21 protein-coding genes and 5 pseudogenes are annotated in these 22680 nt (G+C 52.6%); 10 read left to right on the forward strand and 16 right to left on the reverse strand.

Annotated features, from left to right (window positions below):
* Positions 1-624 precede the first annotated feature (624 nt).
* The 4 genes from CLV88_RS23795 to CLV88_RS18575 all read right to left on the reverse strand — a co-directional run bounded on the left by CLV88_RS23795 (position 625) and on the right by CLV88_RS18575 (position 2784).
* Complete coding sequence (locus CLV88_RS23795; protein WP_423827745.1) at positions 625-996, reverse strand: WGR domain-containing protein; 372 nt, start codon at positions 994-996, stop codon at positions 625-627.
* Positions 888-1997, reverse strand: a complete 1110-nt coding sequence (locus CLV88_RS23075; RefSeq protein ID WP_165798942.1) for a hypothetical protein — start codon at positions 1995-1997, stop codon at positions 888-890. The genes CLV88_RS23795 and CLV88_RS23075 overlap by 109 nt, the downstream gene beginning before the upstream one ends.
* Positions 1998-2165: 168 nt before the next feature.
* Positions 2166-2525 carry a type II toxin-antitoxin system RelE/ParE family toxin gene (locus CLV88_RS18570; protein ID WP_106609917.1) on the reverse strand — a complete coding sequence of 120 codons (360 nt, stop codon included), beginning with the start codon at positions 2523-2525 and terminating at the stop codon, positions 2166-2168.
* Entirely contained in the window at positions 2509-2784 is a 276-nt protein-coding gene (locus CLV88_RS18575; protein WP_106609918.1) for a ribbon-helix-helix domain-containing protein, read from the reverse strand. The genes CLV88_RS18570 and CLV88_RS18575 overlap by 17 nt, the downstream gene beginning before the upstream one ends.
* Before the next feature lie 57 nt (positions 2785-2841).
* On the opposite strand from CLV88_RS18575, the gene CLV88_RS18580 reads away from it, so the two are divergent.
* Positions 2842-3915 (forward strand): tyrosine-type recombinase/integrase, encoded by a 1074-nt coding sequence (locus CLV88_RS18580; protein WP_106609919.1) that lies wholly within the window; start codon positions 2842-2844, stop codon positions 3913-3915.
* Between the two features lie 86 nt (positions 3916-4001).
* Here the strand turns inward: CLV88_RS18580 and CLV88_RS18585 are convergent, their stop codons facing one another.
* The 3 genes and pseudogenes from CLV88_RS18585 to CLV88_RS18595 all read right to left on the reverse strand — a co-directional run.
* Entirely contained in the window at positions 4002-4613 is a 612-nt protein-coding gene (locus CLV88_RS18585) for a sugar transferase (RefSeq protein ID WP_106609920.1), read from the reverse strand.
* Positions 4606-5496, reverse strand: coding sequence for an NAD-dependent epimerase/dehydratase family protein (locus tag CLV88_RS18590; protein ID WP_106609921.1), 891 nt, complete (start codon positions 5494-5496; stop codon positions 4606-4608). The genes CLV88_RS18585 and CLV88_RS18590 overlap by 8 nt, the downstream gene beginning before the upstream one ends.
* A gap of 226 nt (positions 5497-5722) precedes the next feature.
* A pseudogene (locus CLV88_RS18595) lies at positions 5723-5917 on the reverse strand (transposase); the annotation flags it as partial.
* A 616-nt stretch (positions 5918-6533) separates the two neighbouring features.
* Here CLV88_RS18595 and CLV88_RS18600 point away from each other — a divergent pair.
* A complete protein-coding gene (locus CLV88_RS18600) occupies positions 6534-8777 on the forward strand; it encodes a calcium-binding protein (RefSeq protein ID WP_106609923.1) in 2244 nt (747 codons plus the stop codon).
* A 477-nt stretch (positions 8778-9254) separates the two neighbouring features.
* Here the strand turns inward: CLV88_RS18600 and CLV88_RS18605 are convergent, their stop codons facing one another.
* Complete coding sequence (locus tag CLV88_RS18605; protein WP_106609924.1) at positions 9255-10286, reverse strand: ParB/RepB/Spo0J family partition protein; 1032 nt, start codon at positions 10284-10286, stop codon at positions 9255-9257.
* Positions 10287-10365: 79 nt separating this feature from the next.
* Positions 10366-11751 carry an AAA family ATPase gene (locus CLV88_RS18610; RefSeq protein ID WP_106609925.1) on the reverse strand — a complete coding sequence of 462 codons (1386 nt, stop codon included), beginning with the start codon at positions 11749-11751 and terminating at the stop codon, positions 10366-10368.
* A 396-nt stretch (positions 11752-12147) separates the two neighbouring features.
* Between CLV88_RS18610 and CLV88_RS18615 the strand changes: the two genes are divergently transcribed.
* The 3 genes and pseudogenes from CLV88_RS18615 (at position 12148) to CLV88_RS18625 (ending at position 14967) form a co-directional block, all read left to right on the forward strand.
* Positions 12148-13152, forward strand: coding sequence for a replication initiator protein A (locus CLV88_RS18615; RefSeq protein ID WP_106609926.1), 1005 nt, complete (start codon positions 12148-12150; stop codon positions 13150-13152).
* Between the two features lie 380 nt (positions 13153-13532).
* Positions 13533-13810, forward strand: a pseudogene (locus tag CLV88_RS18620) (SLOG family protein); the annotation flags it as partial.
* 164 nt (positions 13811-13974) lie between these two features.
* Positions 13975-14967 (forward strand): nucleotidyltransferase family protein, encoded by a 993-nt coding sequence (locus CLV88_RS18625; protein WP_423827746.1) that lies wholly within the window; start codon positions 13975-13977, stop codon positions 14965-14967.
* Here CLV88_RS18625 and CLV88_RS22875 read toward each other — a convergent pair.
* Together CLV88_RS22875 and CLV88_RS18630 are read right to left on the reverse strand one after the other, a co-directional pair.
* Entirely contained in the window at positions 14945-15148 is a 204-nt protein-coding gene (locus CLV88_RS22875) for a hypothetical protein (protein ID WP_133170004.1), read from the reverse strand. The two genes, CLV88_RS18625 and CLV88_RS22875, sit on opposite strands and share 23 nt — an antisense overlap.
* A 131-nt stretch (positions 15149-15279) precedes the next feature.
* Positions 15280-15405 (reverse strand): annotated as a pseudogene (locus CLV88_RS18630) (IS3 family transposase); the annotation flags it as partial.
* Between the two features lie 79 nt (positions 15406-15484).
* Here CLV88_RS18630 and CLV88_RS18635 point away from each other — a divergent pair.
* The 3 genes and pseudogenes from CLV88_RS18635 to CLV88_RS18645 form a co-directional block, all read left to right on the forward strand.
* Positions 15485-15646: pseudogene (locus tag CLV88_RS18635) on the forward strand (DDE-type integrase/transposase/recombinase); the annotation flags it as partial.
* A gap of 195 nt (positions 15647-15841) precedes the next feature.
* Entirely contained in the window at positions 15842-16894 is a 1053-nt protein-coding gene (locus CLV88_RS18640) for an IS110 family RNA-guided transposase (protein ID WP_106609927.1), read from the forward strand.
* A 16-nt stretch (positions 16895-16910) separates the two neighbouring features.
* Positions 16911-17111 (forward strand): annotated as a pseudogene (locus CLV88_RS18645) (IS3 family transposase); the annotation flags it as partial.
* Positions 17112-17190: 79 nt separating this feature from the next.
* Here CLV88_RS18645 and CLV88_RS18650 read toward each other — a convergent pair.
* The 4 genes from CLV88_RS18650 to CLV88_RS18660 form a co-directional block, all read right to left on the reverse strand.
* Entirely contained in the window at positions 17191-17412 is a 222-nt protein-coding gene (locus CLV88_RS18650) for a hypothetical protein (protein ID WP_106609928.1), read from the reverse strand.
* A gap of 200 nt (positions 17413-17612) precedes the next feature.
* A complete protein-coding gene (locus tag CLV88_RS23615; protein WP_279338363.1) occupies positions 17613-17735 on the reverse strand; it encodes a transposase in 123 nt (40 codons plus the stop codon).
* Between the two features lie 66 nt (positions 17736-17801).
* Positions 17802-18455: an ABC transporter ATP-binding protein gene (locus CLV88_RS18655; protein WP_106609929.1), complete on the reverse strand. Its 654-nt coding sequence runs from the start codon at positions 18453-18455 to the stop codon at positions 17802-17804.
* 7 nt (positions 18456-18462) lie between these two features.
* The gene (locus tag CLV88_RS18660) at positions 18463-19506 is read right to left on the reverse strand and encodes a KpsE/RkpR family capsule polysaccharide export protein (protein ID WP_243403726.1); all 1044 of its coding nucleotides are present in this window, start codon (positions 19504-19506) and stop codon (positions 18463-18465) included.
* A gap of 245 nt (positions 19507-19751) precedes the next feature.
* Here CLV88_RS18660 and CLV88_RS18665 point away from each other — a divergent pair, with 245 nt between their 5' ends.
* Together CLV88_RS18665 and CLV88_RS22880 are read left to right on the forward strand one after the other, a co-directional pair.
* A complete protein-coding gene (locus tag CLV88_RS18665; protein ID WP_106609930.1) occupies positions 19752-20534 on the forward strand; it encodes an ABC transporter permease in 783 nt (260 codons plus the stop codon).
* 750 nt (positions 20535-21284) lie between these two features.
* Positions 21285-21680, forward strand: a complete 396-nt coding sequence (locus CLV88_RS22880) for a helix-turn-helix domain-containing protein (protein WP_133170005.1) — start codon at positions 21285-21287, stop codon at positions 21678-21680.
* 225 nt (positions 21681-21905) lie between these two features.
* Here CLV88_RS22880 and CLV88_RS18675 read toward each other — a convergent pair whose 3' ends face one another.
* Positions 21906-22658, reverse strand: a complete 753-nt coding sequence (locus CLV88_RS18675) for a sulfotransferase (RefSeq protein WP_106609932.1) — start codon at positions 22656-22658, stop codon at positions 21906-21908.
* Between the last annotated feature and the right edge of the window lie 22 nt (positions 22659-22680).

Raw genomic sequence — 22680 nt, forward strand, 5'->3', positions numbered from 1 at the left:
TTTCTGGCTCATCGTAGCCGCCGAGGAGTAAACGATGCGAAAGACAACCACGAACGCAGACGAGAAGATCGTTAAGGACATCAGGATTGCCCCAGCTGGCTTGCGCAGAAAAGACAGCATTGCTGTGCTTCGCCGCAAATATCGCCCAATGCCAATATTTCTTCAAATTAGACCTTGTATCTTTCACACGTTCACCAGTTCGGGTCGGTCGAATCCGGATCGCTCCAACAGCAGTTTGAGCAGATCAACAAAACATTCCAAAGCGTGGTATTTCAGTTGAAAAAGAGGCCACTTTCCCGCCGAGAGAGAGACATTTGGTGGATATTCCTAATGCGTATGTATCATGACGCGGCTTACGGAGATTATGTTGCCCAGTCATACCTGCTTTATGCAGGTCATATGCTTGTAAAAGAGATTGGGGGGGATGGGCGAAAATTTAAGCGCCATATTAAGGATGCCCATGAGGCCGGATGGCCAAAACCTAGAAACGGATGGCCTTTTCCTTTTGAAATAGAGATGTAATCCACGCGGGTCAGCTCACGCTGGGAAACAAGGGGCGGTTCAATCTTTTGTTGCCGTGTAGCTCCGGCATGATCATTGAAGGCGGGGGGATGTAGCGGAACTTTAGAGACACTTGGTCTGATGTCGGGACGCAATGATTTGGTAGCCTCGTTGCTGCTTAGCCTGCGAGGTTGCTACGGCGTCCGCTCGTGCTTTACCTACAGTTTCGAACGTCCGGATCAGACATTGCCCCTGTCCTGTTCCAACCCTCCCCCAGCGGCGTATCAGTATCCAAGCTCCAAACAGATCGCGCACAATTTCTACCGCATAGAAGCGATGAATGTTGTTTTCGTCTTCATGGCGCTCAAGATAAACTGTCGCACCCTTCACAATGCCACCGTCCAGAACCGATACCGGTCCTGCCCCGTAACTTCGCGTACCAAGCTGCGATCCATAAATAGGTTCAGATTGCGTCGCGCTGTCATCGTCGAGCACCCCACTTCCTCTGCCAACCAGTCTGCCGAGACCACGCGCGCCCTTAAGAACGCCTCGGCCATCATGGGTGGCGTGCGCCCCGACAGATCAGAAATCGACTCTTGTGCATTCTCTCTCCAGGCCATTAACCGATCTAGTTCCAACACCGCACTGAGCGCACCCGCTTCAATGGCCCCATAAAACACCGCGAGTCTCTGCTCCGCTCCCGCCGAGCCCAGTCGCAGAGAATGGCGATCCAGACGATAGCCCTGCGCCATCGGCAAAAACGGCGCCAGTCCAGATGCGCCAATCAACAGCGCGGCCATAGTTGGCTCCAATAACTCTTCGTATGGCGTGATGCCCTCCGCTCGCCAGCTGGCAAACCCATAGGCCGCTCTCGTCATAGGGTGGCAAGCTTGCAGGCGCCCAACCCCGTCACACCAACGATCACTTAAGGCAGCGAGTTCATCTCCGACAGCACGCTCTTCCCCCGGCATTTGTTGAGGAGAAAGAAGGTGTGTGCGCCCTAAAAACCCGTGCAGTCCGCCCAAAGCCTCCCCTGCCTCAACCCCCGATTGGTGGCCGACAAACAAGCGTCGCACGGCCCAGCTAGCGCGACTCAAATCCTGGGCCGCGTCATCGCTGGCAGTGCGCAAGGTGCGATAGAGCGCAATCTGTTCTGAACTCAGCCAGTTGCCCTCGCTGCGCAACACGGCCGACACCGTGTCGATGGCAAAGCGTTCGGCTACCTCTGGCGGAAATTGCTTAAGGCGCTCACCAAACTTTGAGACAGCCTGAACTGCCACCAGCAAAGCCCGATATTGCTCCTTCTCCGCCGCCTGCCAGACCTCCGGCTCAAGGTTGGATTCTCGTGCAGCCACTGGCCAGGGCATATCAGTCGGCGCCACATCTTCGGGCGTCGCGGGCAGAAACCATAAATCCTCTTCATTCACCGGTTCCGGATCGTAAAGAGATCTCTGCGCCTCTTCAAAATTGGCTTTATTTTCTCTTTGGTTTTTCATTTTAAAGACAAAATAACAGATTTTTGTTTTTCACCCAAGTGAATTTGGCGTTTGATCAATCAAACATGATAAGTAACAATTATCATGTGTAATTGAAATGAAGTACGAAGTGCCGTAAGATTTGATTTAGAATGCAGGATAGTATCGTCAGAAGTCGGGTAAATCCCTCTACCCTTTTGGAAGGTCTTCTAAAAGGCGCAGGAGCATTTTTCGCTGGTGATGCTGCGAGCCGTAGAAGATCGCAACAACACGCACCCTGCTTTGCTCTTCCTCAATTAGAAACCAATAGATTGCCCTGTCCAAGGTCAGATGGCGCAGGCCGGGCACTAAGTCGTCATGAGCCTTGCCACGATGGGGTGCGGAGGCAATCCGCTGTGCCGTGTCGCGAATGGTTTGGACGCGGCGCAAAGCTTGCTCCGCCGCCTCGGTTCGATTTGATCCAAATTCTAGGAAGCTGTCCGCCAGGTGAAAAAAGAGATGTTCAAGGTCGCGCTCGGCAGAAGCGGAGAATTCAATCTCCCAAGGCATATTTGCGCGAAGCCTCGGTCAGCATTTGGTCGGTGTGGCGACGGAAGTCTTCCTCACCCACAAATGGGCCGCGGGCGCGGGCTTCGAGCACCGCCCTCAAGGCCTCGGTCTCTGCCGCTTCCGCGTTTCGTTTCTCTCGCAACAATTCCAGGCCCTGCTGTACCACCGCACTTAGGCTGGCCGCACGTCCATTTTCCACAAGCCCACGCGCAAACGCAGCCTGGCTGTCTGTCAAAGAGATTGAAGATTTTACAGTCATGCCTGCCTCCTGCAATCAAAGTATTACTCAGTCGCACCGAATGCAAGGCCTGTAGACATGCCCTTAGCGCCTAAGACACATCTTCCCAACAGCCCCCCGGCCCTCTCAGCGCATGATCGCGACGCGCTACATGATCTCTATGTGCGCGGAACGCCACAGAACACACTCAGGGCCTATGAGCGGGATCTGACCTACATCACGGCTTGGAAAGCCCTCAGAGCGGACCAGGTGGGCTCTAAGCCCGTTCTCTGCTGGCCCGAACAGGAAGACATCGCCCTGATGTTCATTCTCGACCACACCCGAGATTTGAACAAAGCGCCGAATGATGACCCTGCGCGACAGGTGGCAGAGGCTCTAATTGAACGGGAATTGCGCAAGACTCTCGCCTGCCCTGCGCCTTCGACGCTGGATCGGCGCATTGCCTCGTGGCGAGCGTTTCACCGGATGAAAAACCTTGAGAGTCCGTTTGCGGCCCCGTTGATCAAGCAAGCCCGTGCCAAGGGGCGCAAGGCCGCAGCCAGGGCCCCTGCCCCGAAATCAGCACATCCGATCACACGTGAGGTGCTGGAAGCGCTTTTGGCGACCTGTGATGCATCACTGCGTGGTGTGCGGGATCGGGCGCTGTTGATGCTGGGATGGGCCTCTGGTGGACGGCGGCGATCAGAGATTACGAGACTGATGCGGGAAGATGTGTCGCTAAAAGAGTTCCAGTGCAAGGGACTGATCTGGATTCAGATGGTGGAGAGCAAAACCACATCCAAGGGCGAGACGCCAAGGCTCGTTCTAAAGGGTCGCGGGGCGCAGGCGCTGTATCACTGGATCGAGGTAGCCGGGATCACCGAGGGTGGATTGTTTCGGGCGATCTCGAAATCAGGACGAGCCCTGCCCCGCAACCTTAGCCCGGATGCGGTCTATCAGATCGTGCGCAAGCGTCTGGCGCTTGCCGGGTATCCCGACGGATTTGCCTCTCCCCACGGATTGCGCTCTGGGTTCCTGACTCAGGCGGCGCTGGACGGTGCGCCAATTCAGGCCGCGATGCGATTGAGCCTGCACCGGTCCATGGCGCAGGCTCAGAAGTATTATGACGATGTAGATGTGGCCGAAAACCCAGCAGCAGACCTGTTGGGGTGAACGGCGCAGTGGAAATGTACTATTTCTCCACCCATTGAGTTGCCAAAAAAGAAAAACGCCACCCGAGATACTCTTGGGGGACTTCTCTAAGTAAAAATGGCTCTTATCGTGCGGCTCAACAAATAGACATCAAAGCATAGGCTTTGGTGCCGTTGATAGATAAGATCAAGCCGAGCCTTTCTGGGTATGCAGATTCGAGAATAAACCGCGTCAGTCTGTTCAGATGTTTCGCAGAGTGACAAAAGCACCGCCTCCCTTTTGTGAAAAACAAGTGTTGCCAATCCTGTTAGTCCGGGTTTAACAGACAAGACTCGGTCATAGGTATCAGGGAACCTATCAACATACTGGCGCAGAGGAGGACGGGGGCCGACGAAACTCATGTCGCCCTTCAGAATATTCCAAAGTTGCGGTATTTCATCGAGCCTAACTCTCCTTAAAAGCCGGCCCATCGGAAAGATCCTCTCATCCTTGTTCCCCCCTGAAACACCCTGATCTGAAGTTTCTGGGCGCATTGTACGCAGCTTCCAAAGATTGAACGACTCCTCTCGGGATTTCATACGCTCAGACACAAAAAAGAGTGGGCGCCCCTCAAGCACCATCAAAGAAATTAGGAGGATAAACAAAATTGGGAGCAGTAAAATCGCCAGAAGGGATGCAAGTATGATGTCAAAGATCCTCTTTGAGTCCAATTTAGGCATCACTTAGACGCTTCCACTCACGAACCATCTGGTCAGGTTGGCAATGCCTCGGCAAAAAGGAAAACAGTCCTGAAAGAACAGAGACATCAATGCGTAAGTACTGTATGGCTTCTTCTCCTGCGCACCGCCATCTCCATGCAGCTCCAGATGCGTCCAGCAAGCTGTCCATAGAAACTGGCACCGGTGCAGCCACATTCAAGATTGGTGGCAGACCCGGAACACAACTGGCGCGTTGCAACAAGACCTGCAACACATCAGCCAAGGTTACAGGGCCAATGTAAGACCTTACGGGACCAAGCCCGTCCGGAAACTGGTCTAACTGAACCAAAGACTCAGCCCCTCTCGCAACAGCACCACCAATAAGCTGATCCGCTCCCACAACATTTCCCAATCGCAGCAACACCTGACGTGGCTCACTTGGATTAGCCGAAGACGTTAACGAAAGAATGGCCCTCTCCATGTCCAGCTTTGCTCTTCCGTATTCCGACACAGGGTAGAGCTCCACGCCTTCATGCCATCCAAATTTTCCGTCTCCATATACCGCTGCAGATGACAGGTGGAAGATATGTCGGGCTCCCAAAACCCTTGCGGCTTCCGTTGCGGCCAACGCGAGTTCGCGGTTTAAAGAAAGATCCTGCTTGCCACCCGGAACAACGCCTACAAGATTCAGGACAGTATTTATCCCTCCTTTTAGACAAGTGGGAGGCCCTTGTTTGAGTAAATCCCAAGCAACCCAATCTCCGGAGTCATCGATGGGTGATCTCCGGCTGTGCCAAATCACCGGAAAAGAACTGGTTCCAACAGCTCCCCATACTCTGAATAAGAGACGCCCCAAGCGCCCTCGACCACCCAAGACGAGAACTTTTTTTCGATCTGCAGTCATGCGTTCCAATATTTCAACCAGTTTATCCACACAGCTCAGTGGCGGCCAAATCGCTAACGAAATATCCTGCCGAGTTCCCCATATCTCGATTGTTAGATTAGGATTGAGTTCTAGTCCACCGGAGCAAAGCTAAAGGCGTCTTGCTGGCGACTCCTTAAGTCTCATTCGGTGCTGCAGGATCATGCCTCGCAAGCTACGACCCTCGAGTGTCATACTCATTGCGCCCCAGACGATTATTCTCGCCTTCGAGCGCCTGCAGCTTCTTCGCATCAGATACATTAATGCCGCCGAACCTGGCTTTGTACTTGTAGAAAGTTGAATCGATGATCCCGTATTTCCTGCACAGCTCATGCGCTTTCACGCCAGCTTCATATTCCTTGATCATCCCAATGATCTGTTCGTCACTAAATCTGCGCTTCATAGTCCATCCCTTGCTTGAACGGATTACTAACACCTCAATGGCCTGATTTCAGGGCGCTGGATCAGTAGCCCTGCTTAAAAAAGGCATCTGCCTTCTATACACTAAGCCGCCCCAAATTTCACACAGCACTTTTAATTGCGACCATGCTCCAGGAATGTTTTCCACAAGGTTCTCACATAAGTATCTGAATTTTCGTATTTTTCTTGACTATGTTTCGCATGCGAAACGGCGACGACACCTGCGATTGGGGGCCTTGGAAATTGTAAACCGAAGGGCTTGATGGACGTCAGCCGTCGTGAGCAACCCTACCCGACATCGATCAATTCGAAGAGAGGGCCGCTATCGCTGAATACGATGGTGGTCTTCCTCGTCGGGAAGCGGAGGACTTGGCTGCCCGGGCTCAGGGGTTCGCTGATGCCGACACCTATTGGCAGTGGTTGGCGGACTACGTGACCACCAAGAAGATCCCCGCGTAAACCACTCCCTCGGCTGGCTTCGTGCTGGCCGGGGGAGACGTAAACCATTTTTTGTTTCAATCCGCTGAGGCAGATCAACGACCCAGGAGGTCAGTGGAGGTAAAATAGGGCGCAACAGTTGGTTGCAGCGGGAGGCTTCAATGACGACTACACCAACACCGATTGGATCAGATTTTCAGGTAAATTCTCACACTCCGAATGATCAGCAGACGGCCAGCGTCGCTTCGTTGCAGAACGGCGGATATGTCGTGGTCTGGGAGAGCTACCAGCAGGACGGGTCCCAATGGGGTGTTTTTGGCCAAGTCTTCAGCCCCTCCGGGGATGAGATTGGCGGCGAGTTTCGCATCAACGCGTTCACGGCTGGAAATCAGGAAATTAACACCGATAATACAGTGGGCGACAATGTCACCGCATTGGAAGACGGTGGCTTCGTTGTTGTTTGGACTAGCTGGGGTCAGGATGGCTCAGGCCAAGGTGTTTTTGGCCAGCGTTTTGACAGCTCTGGAGTTAAGGTGGGTGAAGAATTCCAAGTCAACTCAGTCACAGCAGATGATCAACGCGAAGCAAGTGTAACCGGTCTGGCAGATGGCGGATTTGTTGTAACTTGGGGAAGCTGGCTACAAGACGGGTCGCAATGGGGAATATTCGGCCAACGTTTCGATCACGACGGTGCCGCCGTAGGTTCCGAGTTTCAAATCAACGCCGTCACCGCCAACGATCAGGAATCCAGTAGCGTCGCCGCTCTCAAGGATGGCGGATTCGTGGTTACGTGGGAGAGTTGGCTGCAAGATGGCGCGCAGTGGGGAATCGTTGGAAGACGGTTCGACGGCAGCGGAGCTCCAGTTGGCAATGAGTTTCCGGTCAATAGTTTCACTCCCGGCGACCAATGGCAGCCATCCGTCGCTTCCCTAGAGGACGGTGGTTTTGTAGTGACTTGGACTAGTTGGTCACAGGACGGAGGAGGCTGGGGTGTATTCGGTCAGCGCTTCAACGCGTCCGGAGAAACCGTAGGCTATGAGTTCCAAATCAACAGCTACACCTCTTACTCCCAATGGCAGTCAAGTGTCGCCCCTCTTTCAGATGGAGGCTTTGTTGTAACTTGGTCAAGCTTTGTTCTGTTGGGTGGTTTTGACTACGGTATTCATGGACAGCGCTTCGACGCTACCGGTTCACCGGTGGGATCTGAGTTTGATGTCAACAGTTTTGGACCTGGCGACCAATGGGCGCCAAGTGTAGCTGCTCTAAGGAACGGCAATATCCTTGTCGCTTGGGAAAGTTGGCAACAGGATGGAGCGCAGCAAGGTGTATTCGCAAGGCACTTTGATCTGGACCTCCCCTCTTTGGTCCCAACCAACGGCGACGACCTTATCACGGGAACATCCGGCAACGATACGCTAGCCGGCTTGGCTGGAGGCGATACTATTCTGGGCGATGCCGGGAATGATCTGCTGAAAGGAGAGGAAAACAACGACTCCATTGAAGGTGGCGACGGAAACGACACTCTTGAGGGCAACGAAGGCGTGGACACCCTGCTTGGGGAAGCTGGTGATGACTCACTGAATGGTGGCGACGGCGATGACTTCCTGCGCGGAGATGCGGGAGACGACACGGTTGAAGGCGGCGATGGAAACGACAAGGTGTTTGCCGGTCGCGGGGACATGGGCGACGACATCATTCTCGGTGGCGCGGGCGATGACACACTGGGTGGGGCTCAAGGTAACGACCAGATATTCGGTGGAACGGGGTCGGACGAGTCCTTCGGCGGGTCGGGTAACGACCTGATTGACGAGAGCGGAACTGATGCGTCCTCCAACACAGCTTGGGCCGGGGCGGGTCAGGATACGGTTATTGGAGGAGATGGAGACGACGTACTCGGTGGCGGTGCTGGCGCGGATCTAGTCAGCGGCGGGGCCGGAAATGACGTGATCTATCCCGGTGCGGGTCCGGACAACGACACTCTGAATGGTGAAGCCGGTAACGATACAATCTTCGCTGGCGGCGGGGACGACCTGATCGATGGCGGCACTGGGGATGACCTGATCTTTAACGGTGCAGGAACTGACACGGTCTCGGGTGGGTCTGGATCTGACACCATTTGGGGTGCGGGCGGAGACGATCAGTTCACCGGTGGAGACGATGCAGACACGTTTGCCTTCGTCCAGAACAACGGAACAGATACGATCACCGACTTCAGCTTTGCTCAGTTGGACCTTCTCAATGTTCTGGGCTTGGGATTGTCGTCTGAATCTGAGGCGCTGGCTGCCATGACCGACGTTGACGGCAACGTTCATCTTACAGCACAGGGAACAACCGTGATCATCGAAGTGCAGACAGTTTCGGACTTCTCCTCGAACAGCGGCTGGTTCGACGACACAGTGTTCTAACAGTCGCGGTCTGAAGGGCGTGGGAGGCTGGCGCGGGGGGGTCTCCCCAGGAGCCGCCCTCTGATGTCCCTCCAGCACCCTCTAACGTCCCTCCAGCGGCTCTCTGACAGCCCGGACCTTCGTTGCACTCAGCCAGCGAATGCCTCAGTAGCTGCCCCAGTTTGGGAGGTTTCCCCGTAAGTCGATGATTTCTCTGGGTTGGCTGGGTTTCCTATGCGATAGGATCTGGGAGGGCTGTCTGACGGGCCCAAGTTGATTGTTAGCGCATGATTGGCCTGGTTTCCATTGGGATGATGGCTTCCGGAGCCGGAGGGCGGTAGCTGCAGCATCATAGGTTGGCGATGGGAACACCCAGAAGGCGCAACTGATCGACTACGAAGGGATCGCCTCTGAAGGGCTGGATTCAACGTCCATCAAACCGGGGGAGACCAAATACAACTCATCTGATCACAAATATCGTTAAGTTCAATCTCTGCATTAGACTTGTGCTTCAACCCACTTTCTGAGTCTAGATAGAAAGGCTTCGTCCACGCCCACTCCACGGATTGTTATGAGAGGATCTACTTCGCCGAGCTCAGCCTCAATCAGTATGTTTTGACGGCCTCCGTCACCTTTCCCCTTGCCTATCTTGGATTTGCTAGGATGCTGTCTTTCGGAAACACTTTTGGTTGCAGTTGATTCAAGCTTGGAAACTGCATTTTCTAGAAGTTTCAATTCAGCTTCCGCCGTCGTAGCCGGCGTCTTTCTCAACCGATCATTAAGGCGTCTGGCAAGCTTTTTGTCTCCTTTTAGAGCCTTTGCAAGGAGCAGACCTTGTCGCTCCGGTAGGGCTTTGGGGAATTTCAGACATCCATCCAATGCGTAATAAATTTCCATGAAGCTAGAAATTTTTGAGCGCTTGGCGCGAGAGGCGGCTGCATAGAGTGTCTTTAGGGCTTCTCTGTTGTCAGAAAACACTCCTTGTTCTGTTGCCTTCGCAGCGATTCTAGCGCGTTCATAGTATGACAGACCAAGACGAATTTCGTTCTCTTCAACCATTGCCCTATATGCGTCTGATGATGCATCAGGCTTTCTGACGATGGCTAGAACGGTAGAAAACCGTTCATTGTCAGTTTCCTTAAAGAGTCTTCTAAGTGCAGTCACACGCCGCCAACCGGAAATTAGACCGAACTCATTGTCGGATAATTTGGTCACATCGATTGGGGTCTGCTGCCCACGTTCCCGTAAACTGGTGACAAGACTCTCTAATTCTCCACCATCCATCGTAATTCGGTCGCGAACGAGAAAGTCGTCTTTCAATCTGGACAGAGGCAGTCTTTCGATCATGCGCCCTTCCTGGCGAGCGGTATGAAGTTCATCAGAAAGCGCTGACAGAGCTGCAGCTTCGGAGCTTTCTTCGACGACCTGGGCAATTGGCGGAGATGACGTGTGCGACGACCGCTCACTGCCTTCAGGCTCCTGTGAAAGAAAGGCCGTATTTGCAGGTGTAAGACGTTTTCGCTTTGCCATTATTTGCTTCCAGACCGCTTGTCGTTTGATAGGGTATTCGTGTCATTCTAAAATGTCATGACCTTAATAAAAGGAGGCATCACTCTTTACTACTCTCCATCGCTACTTCGTCTCTTCGCCAACTTCCTAGCAGGAGTCTTTTAAACGCCGCGTATGTTTCATCGAAAGTGGCGCGACCACGGATATAAGTTTCGCGATTGAAATCCCGATAGTCAGCCTCATAGATACCGCTTACCTGCTCTCCAGCTTGACCAATCAATGCTGTGAAATCTTGGCGATAGGGCAGGAGAGTTTCAGGAAGGTAGGACTGAATCAGGTTAGCCATTTCCGATTGTTGATTTTTGTCATATCGGGTGAGTAGAGCACAGACCGCATCCCATTCAAACTGCAGTTCCTCAGCTCCAAGAGCTCTGGCGGCTACATTCTCTGCATCTTCAATGGAAGCAAATGTAGAATGAAGCATGTCAAAGAAACGGCCGGTTGAGTCAAACTCCAAGAAGTTTGCACCTGTCGGAACTAGGACAATGTCCGCAGCCGCAAGGCCATTGATTGTTAGATAACCGAGGGCAGGGGGAGTATCCAAGAAGATGATATCGTATTCCGTGAGGATGCTGTCTTGCGCGAGGATCTCCGAAAGAGCATCCCAGAGTTTCCAAGTCCGTGATCCCATTCTCCATACAGGAATCTGAAATTCCGTCCAATAGAGATCAAGCTGTGCTCCAATAAGATCTATGTTGGGCCAGTGTGTTTTTTGGATTAGGCTCTGGGCATTTTTCTTCAAAGCTTCCGAAAGCGTGTCGTCAAGCGGAATTGGTGGGTCCCCCCTGTCCGATCGTTTCTTGTTCTCGCGGCGTAGGTGTTCTGCATAGTGCCGCGCAAGTAATGGGAATACGGTTCCCCATTCGTCATCAACGTACCCATTAAACATAGACGTCATTGAGCCCTGACTATCCAAATCTATGGCTAGTACTTTGTAACCATCAAGCGCAGCGGACATCGCAAGGTGGGCTGTAGTCGAAGTTTTTCCAACGCCGCCCTTAAATGAAGCAACTGTTACAATCTTGGCTGGCAAACTTTTTGGTCGATAGGGAAGATATTCTTTTGCCTTGGAGCCTTCGGCTGCAAAAAATTGCCGAAGCGTAAGAACTTCGTCCATAGAAAACCATTTTGAGCCCCCTTCTACTTCTGAACGCCCCTGAGGAAGCGCGGGGTTTTGTCGTAAAACACGTCTGAAGTGCGCTGTCGCAACGGGAATAAGGTAGCGTGTGATTTCCCAAGTCGAGAACAACCGAAGTTTTTTTTCTCCGCGAGTATCGATGCCGCGACTGCGAAGATCTGAACGCCCCCTAAAACAGGCGTTCGCAATATTCTCGAAGTCCTTTGTGGTAACCGGTGATTCGACAATTTTCATTGCGGCATCTGGTGAAATGGCAAAGTAGGGGGGTGGTGGAGGGGATGATTTCATATGATCCTCGGCCTGATGTATCGTCTATACCGCTATGTACCCAAATTATTGATACATGTAAATATTTTAGCAACATATATATAATTAATACATTGTTTTCAATATCTTATCTGGAAATCGTCCATTTAGTCGACTTGATGGGCTACTTAGTTATATTTTAGTTATCTCTGTTATAGTGATCTTGGTAACTTATTAACACACTGAAATTAAACATATAATATGGGCTTATTGTGATCTAGGTGACTCTGATACCACACAAAAGTGACTCTGGTACCACAGTTGTATGACTCCGATCCCACACTTCAGATTGTGGACCTTGTGAAGGTAACTGACTACGATGAAGGCGTGGGGTGTTAATGAAACTACGAAAAACCCGTAGAGGTGAATGCAGTACCAATGACTAAGAAAGCTCTGTTTGATGGGTCTGTAGGATTGGGCCAAGGTGACTTTTTTGTATGTGATGTTTTCGATGCGATTCCAAAGAATGATATGGTATCAATGGAGCATCCACTATTTTCTCTTTCGACACGCCCAGACCGGCGTGTTTTGCACTACGAGCACAACGGGAACTCGATTCAAGTTATTCCGTCGGTCAAGGGTCTCGCGACCATTCATGATAAGGATATTCTGATTTATTGCATTAGCCAGCTCATGGCTGCTCTAAACCTTGGGCGCTTGGTTAGCAGAACACTTCATTTGAAAGCGGCAGACCTACTTTCGGCGACAAATAGGGATGCGTCTGGGGATGGCTATAAACGCTTGAAGGATGCGTTCGAAAGATTGGCTGGGACACGTATTACAACGAACATAGCGACTGGTGAGACTTCGACGACGAGCGGTTTCGGCTTGATTGAAAATTGGCGAATTGTTCGGAAAGCGAAAAGCGGCCGAATGGTCAATGTGGTGGTGACGCTTTCAGAGTGGCTTTTCCGGGCTGTTATGTCCAAGTCGATTCTGACAATTAGTAGGGACTATTTTCAGCTTCGCAAACCGTTAGAACGACGGATATATGAGTTGAGCCGTAAGCATTGCGGACGTCAACCAGAGTGGCGGGTTTCTGTCGAAACGCTACTAAAGAAATCAGGCTCAGCTTCCCCTCGACGCGTGTTCCGAAAAATGCTCAGGGATATGATTTCTGCTGACAACCTTCCAGATTATCGTCTTGAGGAGGAACCTGGAGATATTATCTGTGTTACGCGGAGAGACAGCGTCGTAGATGTCTCCAATGCCCCCGTTCTCAAACCAGAGGTGTATGATGAAATACGGGGGTTGATGCCGGGTTATGATGTTTATGCGCTTGAGGCAGAATGGCGCCGGGTTTGGATGCTATCTGGACAACCCCGCTTTAGGAGCCCGGATAAGGCGTTCATCGGTTGGGTGAAAAAGAGATCTCAAGGGTAAGTGAAGTGCCTTGTGGCGACTTCATCCAGATTTCAGAAAATCAATATCATTCAGTGCTTTGAGGAGGCTGATCAGTTCCACCTAAGTGGTCCGATGTGAATGTTAGTGCATGATTGCCTGGGTTGGGGTTTTCGTAACGGGGCTGCGGTATGTTGCATAAGCAAGCAGTTGTTTTTAAATGGATTTTGTCGCGTTAATCTGATTAAATCATTGATTTCATTGAATATGGTCCTCAACGTCGTTCATTTGCTGCATTTTGTGGGTCCTCTCTTTCATTCTGACCCGTATTTCTGTGCTGCTCGAGATCAAAGGTGATGGTGCCTTTGAGGTTGATATGAGCATGTGCGATCGGGGCGATCTGGCGCATGTGGGTTTTGGGAACCGCCGAGAAGTCGAAAGTCGAGGGGGTGCCCATGATCGTCTCGGGTGCCACCGACTGGACTGATGTCGATTTGATATTCAACACGCTCGACAAGGTTCGCGAGCGGATCAGGCAGAACCGCAATCAGGAGATCTTTCTCTGCCACAAGGGGCAAGCACGGGGCGGAGATGATTGCGGCTCGGTGGGCGCGAGCACGCGCTGAACCTCGGGCAGAAGGCGGAAGTGAAAGGCCTGACGGTCATGCGGGTTGCGGACCCGGCGAAGAAGGCGTCGTAGGATTGAAGATAGGGGGTCGCGCTTAGCGCGGCCCTTTCGTCGTTTCTCAGGGATGTGGAGGTGCCCTCAAGTCCTTTTGCCTAGCAGTTTTATGTTTTGATAGGTACATGCGTGCCAAGCAAAACTTGGAAATGATTGGCATGATACCTCTCAGCAGCATCGCTATGAGCGCGTACACTGATCTGGTGCGTCTCCTGAAGGACGACGCCTTGTCCGGTGTCGAAGGCAAGCCCACGCTCAAGGAACGCGGCGACAATGCCTATTGGTACGCCGCGCGCCGTGTCGGAACCGAAATGCAGTTCATCTATATCGGCGAGGACAGCGACGAGACGCGCGCGCGCATCGACCGGATTGAAGAGCTGCGCGCGACTGCCAAGGAGCGGCAAGCGGAACGGTCGAGGCTGGTGCGACTCTTGCGTGCCGAAGGCATGACGCCCACCGACCGGGCGACTGGTTCAATCCTGTCGGCCATGGCCGCAGCCGGTACCTTTCGCTTGGGTGGTACCATCGTCGGGACGAATGCCTTCCGCCTCTATGAAGGCGAGCTTGGTGTTCGTTTACCCTTGGGGGGCATGGCCAATACCGGCGACATCGACATCGCCCAGTTCGAAAAACTGAGCGTGGCGTTGCAGGATCAGGTCGACCCGGGTCTGGCCGAGACTTTCTCGGCACTAAAATTTGATCCTTTGCCGGCTATTGACCAAGGTCGGACCTGGCGTTGGGCCCAGGGTGGCAGCGGCCAGTTGGTCGAATTCCTGACCCCGGCCTTCGGAGATGAGACCATCCGAGAGCTGCCCGCCTTGGGCGTGAACGCCCAAGCGTTGAATTATCTCAACTTCCTGATCGCCGAGCCAATCCATGCGGCGGCGATCTATAGATCTGGTATTCTCGTGCAGGTGCCGCGCCCGGAACGCTATGCGATCCACAAGCTGATCATTGCCGATCGAAGGCGTGACGGAGCGGGGAGCCTCAAATCGGCGAAGGACCGGGAGCAGGCAGCGTTCCTGATTGAGGCTATGGCCGAGGACCGGCCCGATGATTTGGCCCGCGCCCATGCCACCGCTCTGGAGGTTGGCCCGCGTTGGCGCGAGCATATCGGGAACTCGCTGACGCGAATGCCCCAGGCCAAGGCAATCATCGACAGCTTGGGCACGTAACCGCCGCAACAAGGTCGGATGTGATAGGCAGTTTGCAGCAGCCGGCACCGTCATCCCCTCTCCATCGGTCCGTCGGCGCGCGGCCCATCTGCATCGCGTCTGGTGGGAGACGATGCGTACCCCCCTCTGCCTGCTTCAAGATGCCCATGATCTGTGCGTCGCTATATCGTGCTGTCTTCATCAATAATCTCCTCAGATATCCTGCCGAGAAAATTCTACTTTTGAACACCACTAATTTTAGGGGGGATTACCATGTGGATCGCACGGGGTCGGCCCGTTCGTGCCCTCTGCTGACGCTTCTGCAAGCACAAATACGGCTTCCACGGCGGGGCCGCGGAAGTCCACCTCAATTGCCAAGCCTTGGCGATTGAAGTCGTCCAGCACGTTCAGCGTTCGGAAGGACCGACCGTCTGCGAGTTGATCGGCCATGAAGTCCATGTGAGGTGCCCCTAGATTTGTAGACGCTTTGCTCCCTAACTTTGAGGCGAGGAGGCCGACATGGGGACAAGCAATTACAGCGACGAGTTCAAGCAGGATGACCGTCTGGCGTCGCAAGCCAGAAAGCCGGGTGACAGTGCATTCCGATCAGGGCTCGCAATTCACCAGCCGGGAGTGGCAGACGTTCCTTCGTCAGCACAACCTGGAAGCCAGTATGAGCCGACGAGGGAACTGCCATGACTGTGAATATGGTATTGCGGCTTGATGGCCTGACCCATGCTACGATTGACTGCGTGTCATTGCGTTGACGTGTCGACCGTCAAGTCGCCCCGACAACGGGCGAGATGTGACCTCATAGGAGCCTGACGGGGACGCCCCATCACAGTTCTGTCCTCTCGGATCGGTGCCTGGGCATGTCTCAAGCAACGAGGGCACTATGAAGACCACACATCCAGTTATCATCGGCATTGACACTCACAAAGCAACCCATGTTGCCGTCGCTATCAATACGCAAGGCACCCGGCTGGCGGCGCTGTCCATTCCGGCAAATCCGAAGGGATACTTGGAGTTGGAACGCTGGTCGCGATCTCATGGACAGGTTCTTGCATTTGGAATTGAAGGAACGGGTTCGTATGGCGCGGGCCTCTCACGGTCTTTGCTCTCCCAGGGACACACCGTGGTTGAGGTTACGCGGCCAAATCGGCAGATGCGATACACGCAAGGCAAAACTGATAGCTTGGATGCGGAGGGTGCTGCACGATCCGTTCTCTCTGGGCAAGCAACAGCACTCCCCAAAACACAAACAGGGTCGTCAGAGATGATCCGGCACTTAAAGATTGCACGCGATACTGCCGTTAAATCACGCTCACAGGCGATGGTGACCCTAAAGACGTTGATCATCAACGCGCCTGCGGATCTGCGTGACGCGCTTGACCAAATCCGAGGAAAGGTTGCTTTGATCCGGCATATTGCAGGGTTCAGACCCGGGGATATCGACACGACGCTTGCCTCAGCAAAAACCGCCATGCGCGCCTTGGCACGCCGTTGGTTGTGGTTGCATGAAGAAATACTCGCACATGACAGAGAATTGGAACGTCTTGTCGCCAAACGCGCACCAGCTCTGATGGCCTCACACGGTATTGCAACATTGACCATTGCAGAGATGTTGATCCTCGTTGGCGACGATCCAACACGCATCCATTCGGAAGCAGCCTTTGCGAAGCTCTGCGGAGTCTGTCCCATTCCTGCATCCAGCGGCAAAACCAACCGATTTCGTTTGAACCGAGGCGGCAATCGGCAAGCCAACGCAGCACTCTATCGTGTGGCCATCGTCAGAATGCGTAGCCACGAACCAACGCTTGCCTATGTCAAGAAACGCACGAAAGACGGAAAGAGCAAAAGCGAGATCATTCGATGCCTCAAACGCTACATCGTCCGTGAAATCTACAGCCATCTCTGTGTGCCGAAATCAGCCCAAATCGCTGCTTGACGAATATAGGAGCTTCAACGCTGTGGCTGAGAGCTTCTTTCAACTCCTGAAACGGGAGCGGATCAGACGCCGGATATATCCAACCCGAGAAGATGCGAGGCGGGACGTCTTCGAATACATCGAGCTGTTCTACAACCCGAAACGCAAGCACACCAACAACGGCATGCTGTCGCCCCCTATCACACATGCCTTGCATGTGTTGCCGGGCATTGGTTGACTTCGAAATCAGACAGCAGAAACTGAACCAGGCAGGTGTCTAGGAAACTAGGGGTACCTCACAGCAACAGGCCTGTCTCTTACTTGGGCTCTTTGTCAGAAGCCAATAAAAACTCAATTTTTTTAATCTTTTCCCTGAGTTCCATGTTGTCCCGATGTGCCAACCTTAGCGTGTTGTGTGTAGCTCTCGCCGCCTTCCGCAAGCGCCCCACAATCTGCGCGTCTAAGTGGCACCCATCAGCAACCAAGCGTTCCTCCAATGCCTTTGCGTCAATTATCTTTTTGTCAAAACGATCCGGCAATTCATGGTCTCCTACTTTGGCTAGCCCTTAATGAGGCTTAGACGTACCCCACTGCCCAGAATATCTGTTTTCTAAGGTTGAAATTCGAGAAATACCAGTAATGCAAATTGGCATTTCATGTGGTTCAAGCGCCGGTTCTCATCCGTAATCGACCCCATCTCGGAAATAAACGATTCGCCTGTGCCGCCAAACTGTGTGCGTCACTTGTCGAAACTTGTGCTGCGCATCCCGTATTCCGAACACAGCTCCGAAACGCGCATACCACTCTCCGTCTGCTTTAGGAGGTCCATTATCTGTGCGTCGGCATATCGTGCTATCTTCATAAAAAACCTCCTTAGTTATAGTGCCAAGAAAATTCTACTTTTGAGTTCCTCCAATTTAAGGAGGGATTACCCCATGTTGGCGTTGTGATGGCTGATTGCTTCTTCTACATCCTCAAAATACCTTAGCTGACCTCCTTCCAACACTACACCTGCCTGACATAGTTCACGGATTTGTGACATTGAGTGCGATACAACGATTGCTCCGCTGTCTTGCATACGATCCTTGAAGATTTGCCCGCTTATCTTGCGGAATGCTGCGTCACCGACGCTTGTAACTTCATCAACGAGGTAGGTATCAAATCTGATACCCATTGAGGCCCCGAATGCGAGCCGGGATTTCATGCCCGAAGAATAACTTCTGACTGGCATGTGAAAGTGTGCGCCCAGCTGGGCGAAATCTTCAACAAAGCTCACTAATGAATCACTGTCGGTACCATATATCCTCGCAATAAAACGCGTGTTTTGCGCACCGGTTAGATCATGGTGGAAACTGCCAGCAAACCCGACAGGCCAAGATATGGTGCCATCGGACCATACTTTTCCCGAATCCGGACGAGATGTACCCGCGATAATTCTCAGAAGAGTCGACTTCCCGGTTCCATTGCGCCCGAGCAGGCCAACTGATACGCCGGTGGGAAAAACGGCATTGATTCCGCCTGCGACGATTTTTTCACCGGCGTTGGTTCTGAAGCGTTTACGTAGTTCCTCTAATCTGATCACATCGCCCTCAGCGTCGATCTCGAATGCTATAGTAAACCAAGGCAAAGATCGCCCAAGTCAAGGCCCCAAAAAATGTGACCATTACGAAGAGCATTAGCCGCTGCGGATATTCGGAACTCTCCGCGAGTGTTGGCTGAATGTATGTCGCAAGATACCGACTTTTTCGACGGGCCTCCGCTCGGGCGATATCGTAAGCTGTCAGTGCGGCTAAATATGTCTGTTCGGAAAACTCCAACTCGACAGCGAGACGTTCAAATTCACCAAGAACTTCGGCGTAGTCTCCGCCTTCCGCCGAAGTTCCGCCCACACCGATCTTGCGGCGCTCTTCCGCAATGAGGGACCTGATCGCCTTGATGCGTCTTTCTGCTTGCGTCATTCGCGGATCCGACGCGCGGGCTGTCTCTGAAACAATACTTATCTCGACTAACGCGTCAGCCAATGATTGTTGCAACGTGTTGATCAATCCCATTTGGACTTGAATATCTGCTGTCGGATCCGCGATCTGATTTATAGAGCGAAACTCCGTCACTGCTTGGCGGGATATTTTGAGACGTTCAACAGCCAACCCGAGGTCTTCTTCAGCATACCGTGTTGCATCCCGGCGAGCTTGTTCGGACAGCGCATTGATCACGCGGGAACTCTCCAAAACAATCGCTTCTGCGATGTTTTTGGCGTCATTCGCGGAGAACGCATGCACGCGCAATTCAATCAGACCAGTGATGGAATCGTAGGAGATTCTGACCATGCGCCTCCAGTGCGATGCCAGATCTTCAATGGGTTTTTTTTCATCAAACCCGAACACGAAATCGCGAGGATAGGGAGCTCCGTAGATCTTTCTAAGATCAAGTTTTTCGTCAATGGCTTTCACCAGTTCTTGATTTTGGATGAATTCGTAAAGGATGTCGGCATCACTTGCCCCCCCCCCTCCGGAGATTTGCGTCAGCCCCCCCAATACGTCAATCGCGGAGGTGCCGTCTTCACTGCGCACCGTAAACCCAGTAATGGAGGCGTATTGGTCTTCGGCAACTACCCAGAGATAGAATGCCGCCACTATGGAGAGCACAGGGACCAGTAGGATAAAAGATAACGCTAAACCCCTGTGGCGGGGTTTCACAGTTGCTTCTAGGGCAAACGACCGTTTGTCGTCTGGCTGGGCTGCGGGTGGCACGCTTGGGAGGGGTTTTTGCAAGATGAAAACCAAGTATTGGCTGAATGGGAGTTGTCGTTGACAAGTCTTACAGAACCACCGCATACAAATCCATAGGGGTGCTAAACAGCGAAATGGCAGTAGGTAGAATGAAAGTGGCTTCCCTGCCGAAATACCGTTCCGGCAGGATTATGATCGCCCTGATGCTGCGGGAAATGTCGACCACCTATGGTCGCTCTCCCGGTGGCTATCTTTGGGCGATAATGGACCCTGTAGCAGCGGTTGTGCTGTTGTCCTTTGCTTTCTCGCTCCTCCTGCGCGCACCCTCTTTGGGGACCAGTTTCTTGCTTTTTTATGCTGCTGGATATCTACCCTTCAATCTCTATAATATGGTCGCAAACACGACCTCACGCGCTTTGAGATTTTCCCGAGAGCTCCTAGCTTACCCTGATGTGACCTTTGTTGATGCTCTCTTTGCCCGGTTTATACTGAATACACTCACGCAGTTGATTGTCTTTATTGTCGTGATTTCGGGTATACTCGCTGTCATAGACACAACTGCAATTCTCGATTATCCCCAGATCCTGCACGCTCTTTTTCTTGCCTCCATATTGGGTCTTGGGCTGGGGACACTGAACGCTTTTCTTTTCGAGTGGTTTCCCGCATGGATGCAAGTATGGTCAATCCTGACGCGACCGTTGTTTTTGGCATCAGGCATTTTCTACATATTTGAAGACCTTCCCCGGGTCGCGCAAGATCTGCTTTGGTACAACCCTCTGTTCCACGTGACTGGCCTGATGCGCGCAGGCTTCTATCCAAGTTACCGCGCTGCGTATGCTTCGACCCTGTTCGTTATGGCGATTGCATTAATCGCACTCGTTCTCGGATTGCTGCTGCTGCGCAAGCATTACAGAAATCTTGGCGAACTTTGATGTGGGTGCGCGATAATAATTATAAAACAATAATGTACGCCACGTGATAGAGAGACGGTGCTTTACATGAACAGAAATTATCAGCATCGACGAACTGCGAACGGCGTTGACCGCTGCAATGACGTCCAACAGGAACCTAATGGCCTCTGAAATAAACGGCGACGGGGCCAGAAAAGGCGTATTTGTTCCGTCTGAACGGCCAGCCTCGACTGTCGCCCGTGCTTTGAGACGTCTTGAAGGTAACAAGCCCGAGCAATCACAAGACTAAATAAGTATAAGGTTGATCATCGTCGAATTGGCACTTTGCATTGCTTCCTGATTGTCAGGCGTTTCCCCTCCATTGTGCGTCGTCAACCACTTCGGAATGAGCTAGCCCCCAAAAACCGGACACTGACGTAAGCTGCGATTTGTAGTCTACTGACCATCAACACGAAGGAGTGTGAACGGCGGAGCAATACTCGGCCAAGGTCGCGCTGGAAGCGCTGAAGGGCGAGGGGACGGTTATCCCCGTAAAAACCCCGTGCGGAATCGCGATTTTCTACACGGGGAAATGTGCTTTGCAGCCCGCGCAAAACGACCTCAGTATCCGAAGTCCTAGATGAAGGCTAATCTGCCTAAGGTGGGTTCCCTTGATGCAAGACCTGAATTGGCAAGCATCCTTATAGAGGCGGAAACACGGCGTCCTCAGAAGGATCGCTGCGCATTCTCTATCATATCGCATCACAAACATGATCGCGAGGATTCAACGAGATGACTTTCAGCCCCACCGCCAACATGCTTTCCAAAGCAATAGATGCATCAGGATTAACACAAAGGGAGATTGCGGACCGCATTGGTTTGAAACATCCCAATGTCATTTGCATGATAAAGCAAGGCACCACCCGAGTACCACTCAATAGAATTCCGGCACTATCTCAAACATTGGGTATGGATGAGAAGGAATTCCTGATCCTTGCGATCGAAGAGTATCATCCCGGAGTACACGAGATTCTGCTGGATGTACTTGGTGTGCCACTGACAGACGCTGAGTTGGGAATTCTGACAATGTTCCGGATGGCCGACATCAGAGGGAATATCGAAGTTGAAGGTTCATTCAGGCAGGCGCTGGAAGCGTTGCTGGATCTGGCAGCACAGAAAGCAATCTAACCGGAGTGGGTTGCGAATGGGGATACAATCCAGCTCGTCGATACCCAACAAGACTAATCTGAGGCACCCGGTATCAGGAGTGGTATCCGGCAAGCGCAACCTTGGTGACCTGCCTCCCACGAACGGTGTCATGTCCATTTTCTCCCATGATTGTCTCCGGAAACCGCACCGGCGGTGGCAGTCTGCATTTCTGTGAGAGGAGCGGCGTGCGCACCGGGTCCAGTTTCAAGGGTCCGGCGGCGCGTATCTGTTCTTGTCGTCCTTCAAATGGTCGAGGCGCGCGTCCATGAGCTGAGCGATTTGGCCTTCTTCAAACGCCTCGCCGAGAAAGTCAAAAAGAGGTCGAAGGGCAGACGGGTCTTGTGCGTAACGATCATAGTCGATGCGGATGCAACGATCTGGATGCGCGGACATATACGATTCAAACAGTGTTTCTGCTTGATCCAGAATTTCTTTGACGCGTTCCGGTCGCTGATGTGCCCACCAGCCGGACTTCATGACGTCATCATGTGCCCGGTAGTTAAAAACAAACCGAGTGCCGGGAAAAAATCGGTGCATGAAATCCAGAAAATCGTGAAACCTGTCCGGATCCTGGTGATATCGGATTTCCTTGAAGCCCGAGGCCTTGGTACCTGGCGGAGGTTGAAGTACCTCACGTTCGAAAAAGCTGACCAGATTCCGCCCTAGCGTGTCCGGGTCGACCTGTTCACTTCCAAACCAAGGGTGTTCTGATGTCAGGGACCGTCCTATACGCCTGTGCGACTGGACAGGTTCGCAGTTCGACAAGGCTGCCCAGCTGCGAAAGAGGTGGTAGAGCAAATTGTTGTTCTCACCCCGGATGCAATATCCCGGAATGGTATTGAGGATTTTCTGGACAAGCGTGGACCCAGACCTCCCATACGTGATCAGGAAGACATGCTGTCGAGGCTGCTGACGTAACCTCACACGGGCGCGAAAATTCTGAATTTCTCGAAACACGGAAGCCCCTTTACATAGCTAC

This window comes from Shimia abyssi, from assembly GCF_003014475.1.
Lineage (GTDB): Bacteria > Pseudomonadota > Alphaproteobacteria > Rhodobacterales > Rhodobacteraceae > Shimia > Shimia abyssi.

What these genes read in the sequence shown, in the direction of transcription:
- CLV88_RS23075 (WP_165798942.1), bottom strand. Translation starts at nt 1,997, where the DNA reads ATGAAAAACCAAAGAGAAAATAAAGCCAATTTTGAAGAGGCGCAGAGA.
- CLV88_RS18570 (WP_106609917.1), bottom strand. Translation starts at nt 2,525, where the DNA reads ATGCCTTGGGAGATTGAATTCTCCGCTTCTGCCGAGCGCGACCTTGAA.
- CLV88_RS18575 (WP_106609918.1), bottom strand. Translation starts at nt 2,784, where the DNA reads ATGACTGTAAAATCTTCAATCTCTTTGACAGACAGCCAGGCTGCGTTT.
- CLV88_RS18580 (WP_106609919.1), top strand. Translation starts at nt 2,842, where the DNA reads ATGCCCTTAGCGCCTAAGACACATCTTCCCAACAGCCCCCCGGCCCTC.
- CLV88_RS18585 (WP_106609920.1), bottom strand. Translation starts at nt 4,613, where the DNA reads ATGCCTAAATTGGACTCAAAGAGGATCTTTGACATCATACTTGCATCC.
- CLV88_RS18590 (WP_106609921.1), bottom strand. Translation starts at nt 5,496, where the DNA reads ATGACTGCAGATCGAAAAAAAGTTCTCGTCTTGGGTGGTCGAGGGCGC.
- CLV88_RS18600 (WP_106609923.1), top strand. Translation starts at nt 6,534, where the DNA reads ATGACGACTACACCAACACCGATTGGATCAGATTTTCAGGTAAATTCT.
- CLV88_RS18605 (WP_106609924.1), bottom strand. Translation starts at nt 10,286, where the DNA reads ATGGCAAAGCGAAAACGTCTTACACCTGCAAATACGGCCTTTCTTTCA.
- CLV88_RS18610 (WP_106609925.1), bottom strand. Translation starts at nt 11,751, where the DNA reads ATGAAATCATCCCCTCCACCACCCCCCTACTTTGCCATTTCACCAGAT.
- CLV88_RS18615 (WP_106609926.1), top strand. Translation starts at nt 12,148, where the DNA reads ATGACTAAGAAAGCTCTGTTTGATGGGTCTGTAGGATTGGGCCAAGGT.
- CLV88_RS18625 (WP_423827746.1), top strand. Translation starts at nt 13,975, where the DNA reads ATGAGCGCGTACACTGATCTGGTGCGTCTCCTGAAGGACGACGCCTTG.
- CLV88_RS22875 (WP_133170004.1), bottom strand. Translation starts at nt 15,148, where the DNA reads ATGAAGACAGCACGATATAGCGACGCACAGATCATGGGCATCTTGAAG.
- CLV88_RS18640 (WP_106609927.1), top strand. Translation starts at nt 15,842, where the DNA reads ATGAAGACCACACATCCAGTTATCATCGGCATTGACACTCACAAAGCA.
- CLV88_RS23615 (WP_279338363.1), bottom strand. Translation starts at nt 17,735, where the DNA reads ATGAAGATAGCACGATATGCCGACGCACAGATAATGGACCTCCTAAAG.
- CLV88_RS18665 (WP_106609930.1), top strand. Translation starts at nt 19,752, where the DNA reads ATGAAAGTGGCTTCCCTGCCGAAATACCGTTCCGGCAGGATTATGATC.
- CLV88_RS22880 (WP_133170005.1), top strand. Translation starts at nt 21,285, where the DNA reads ATGACTTTCAGCCCCACCGCCAACATGCTTTCCAAAGCAATAGATGCA.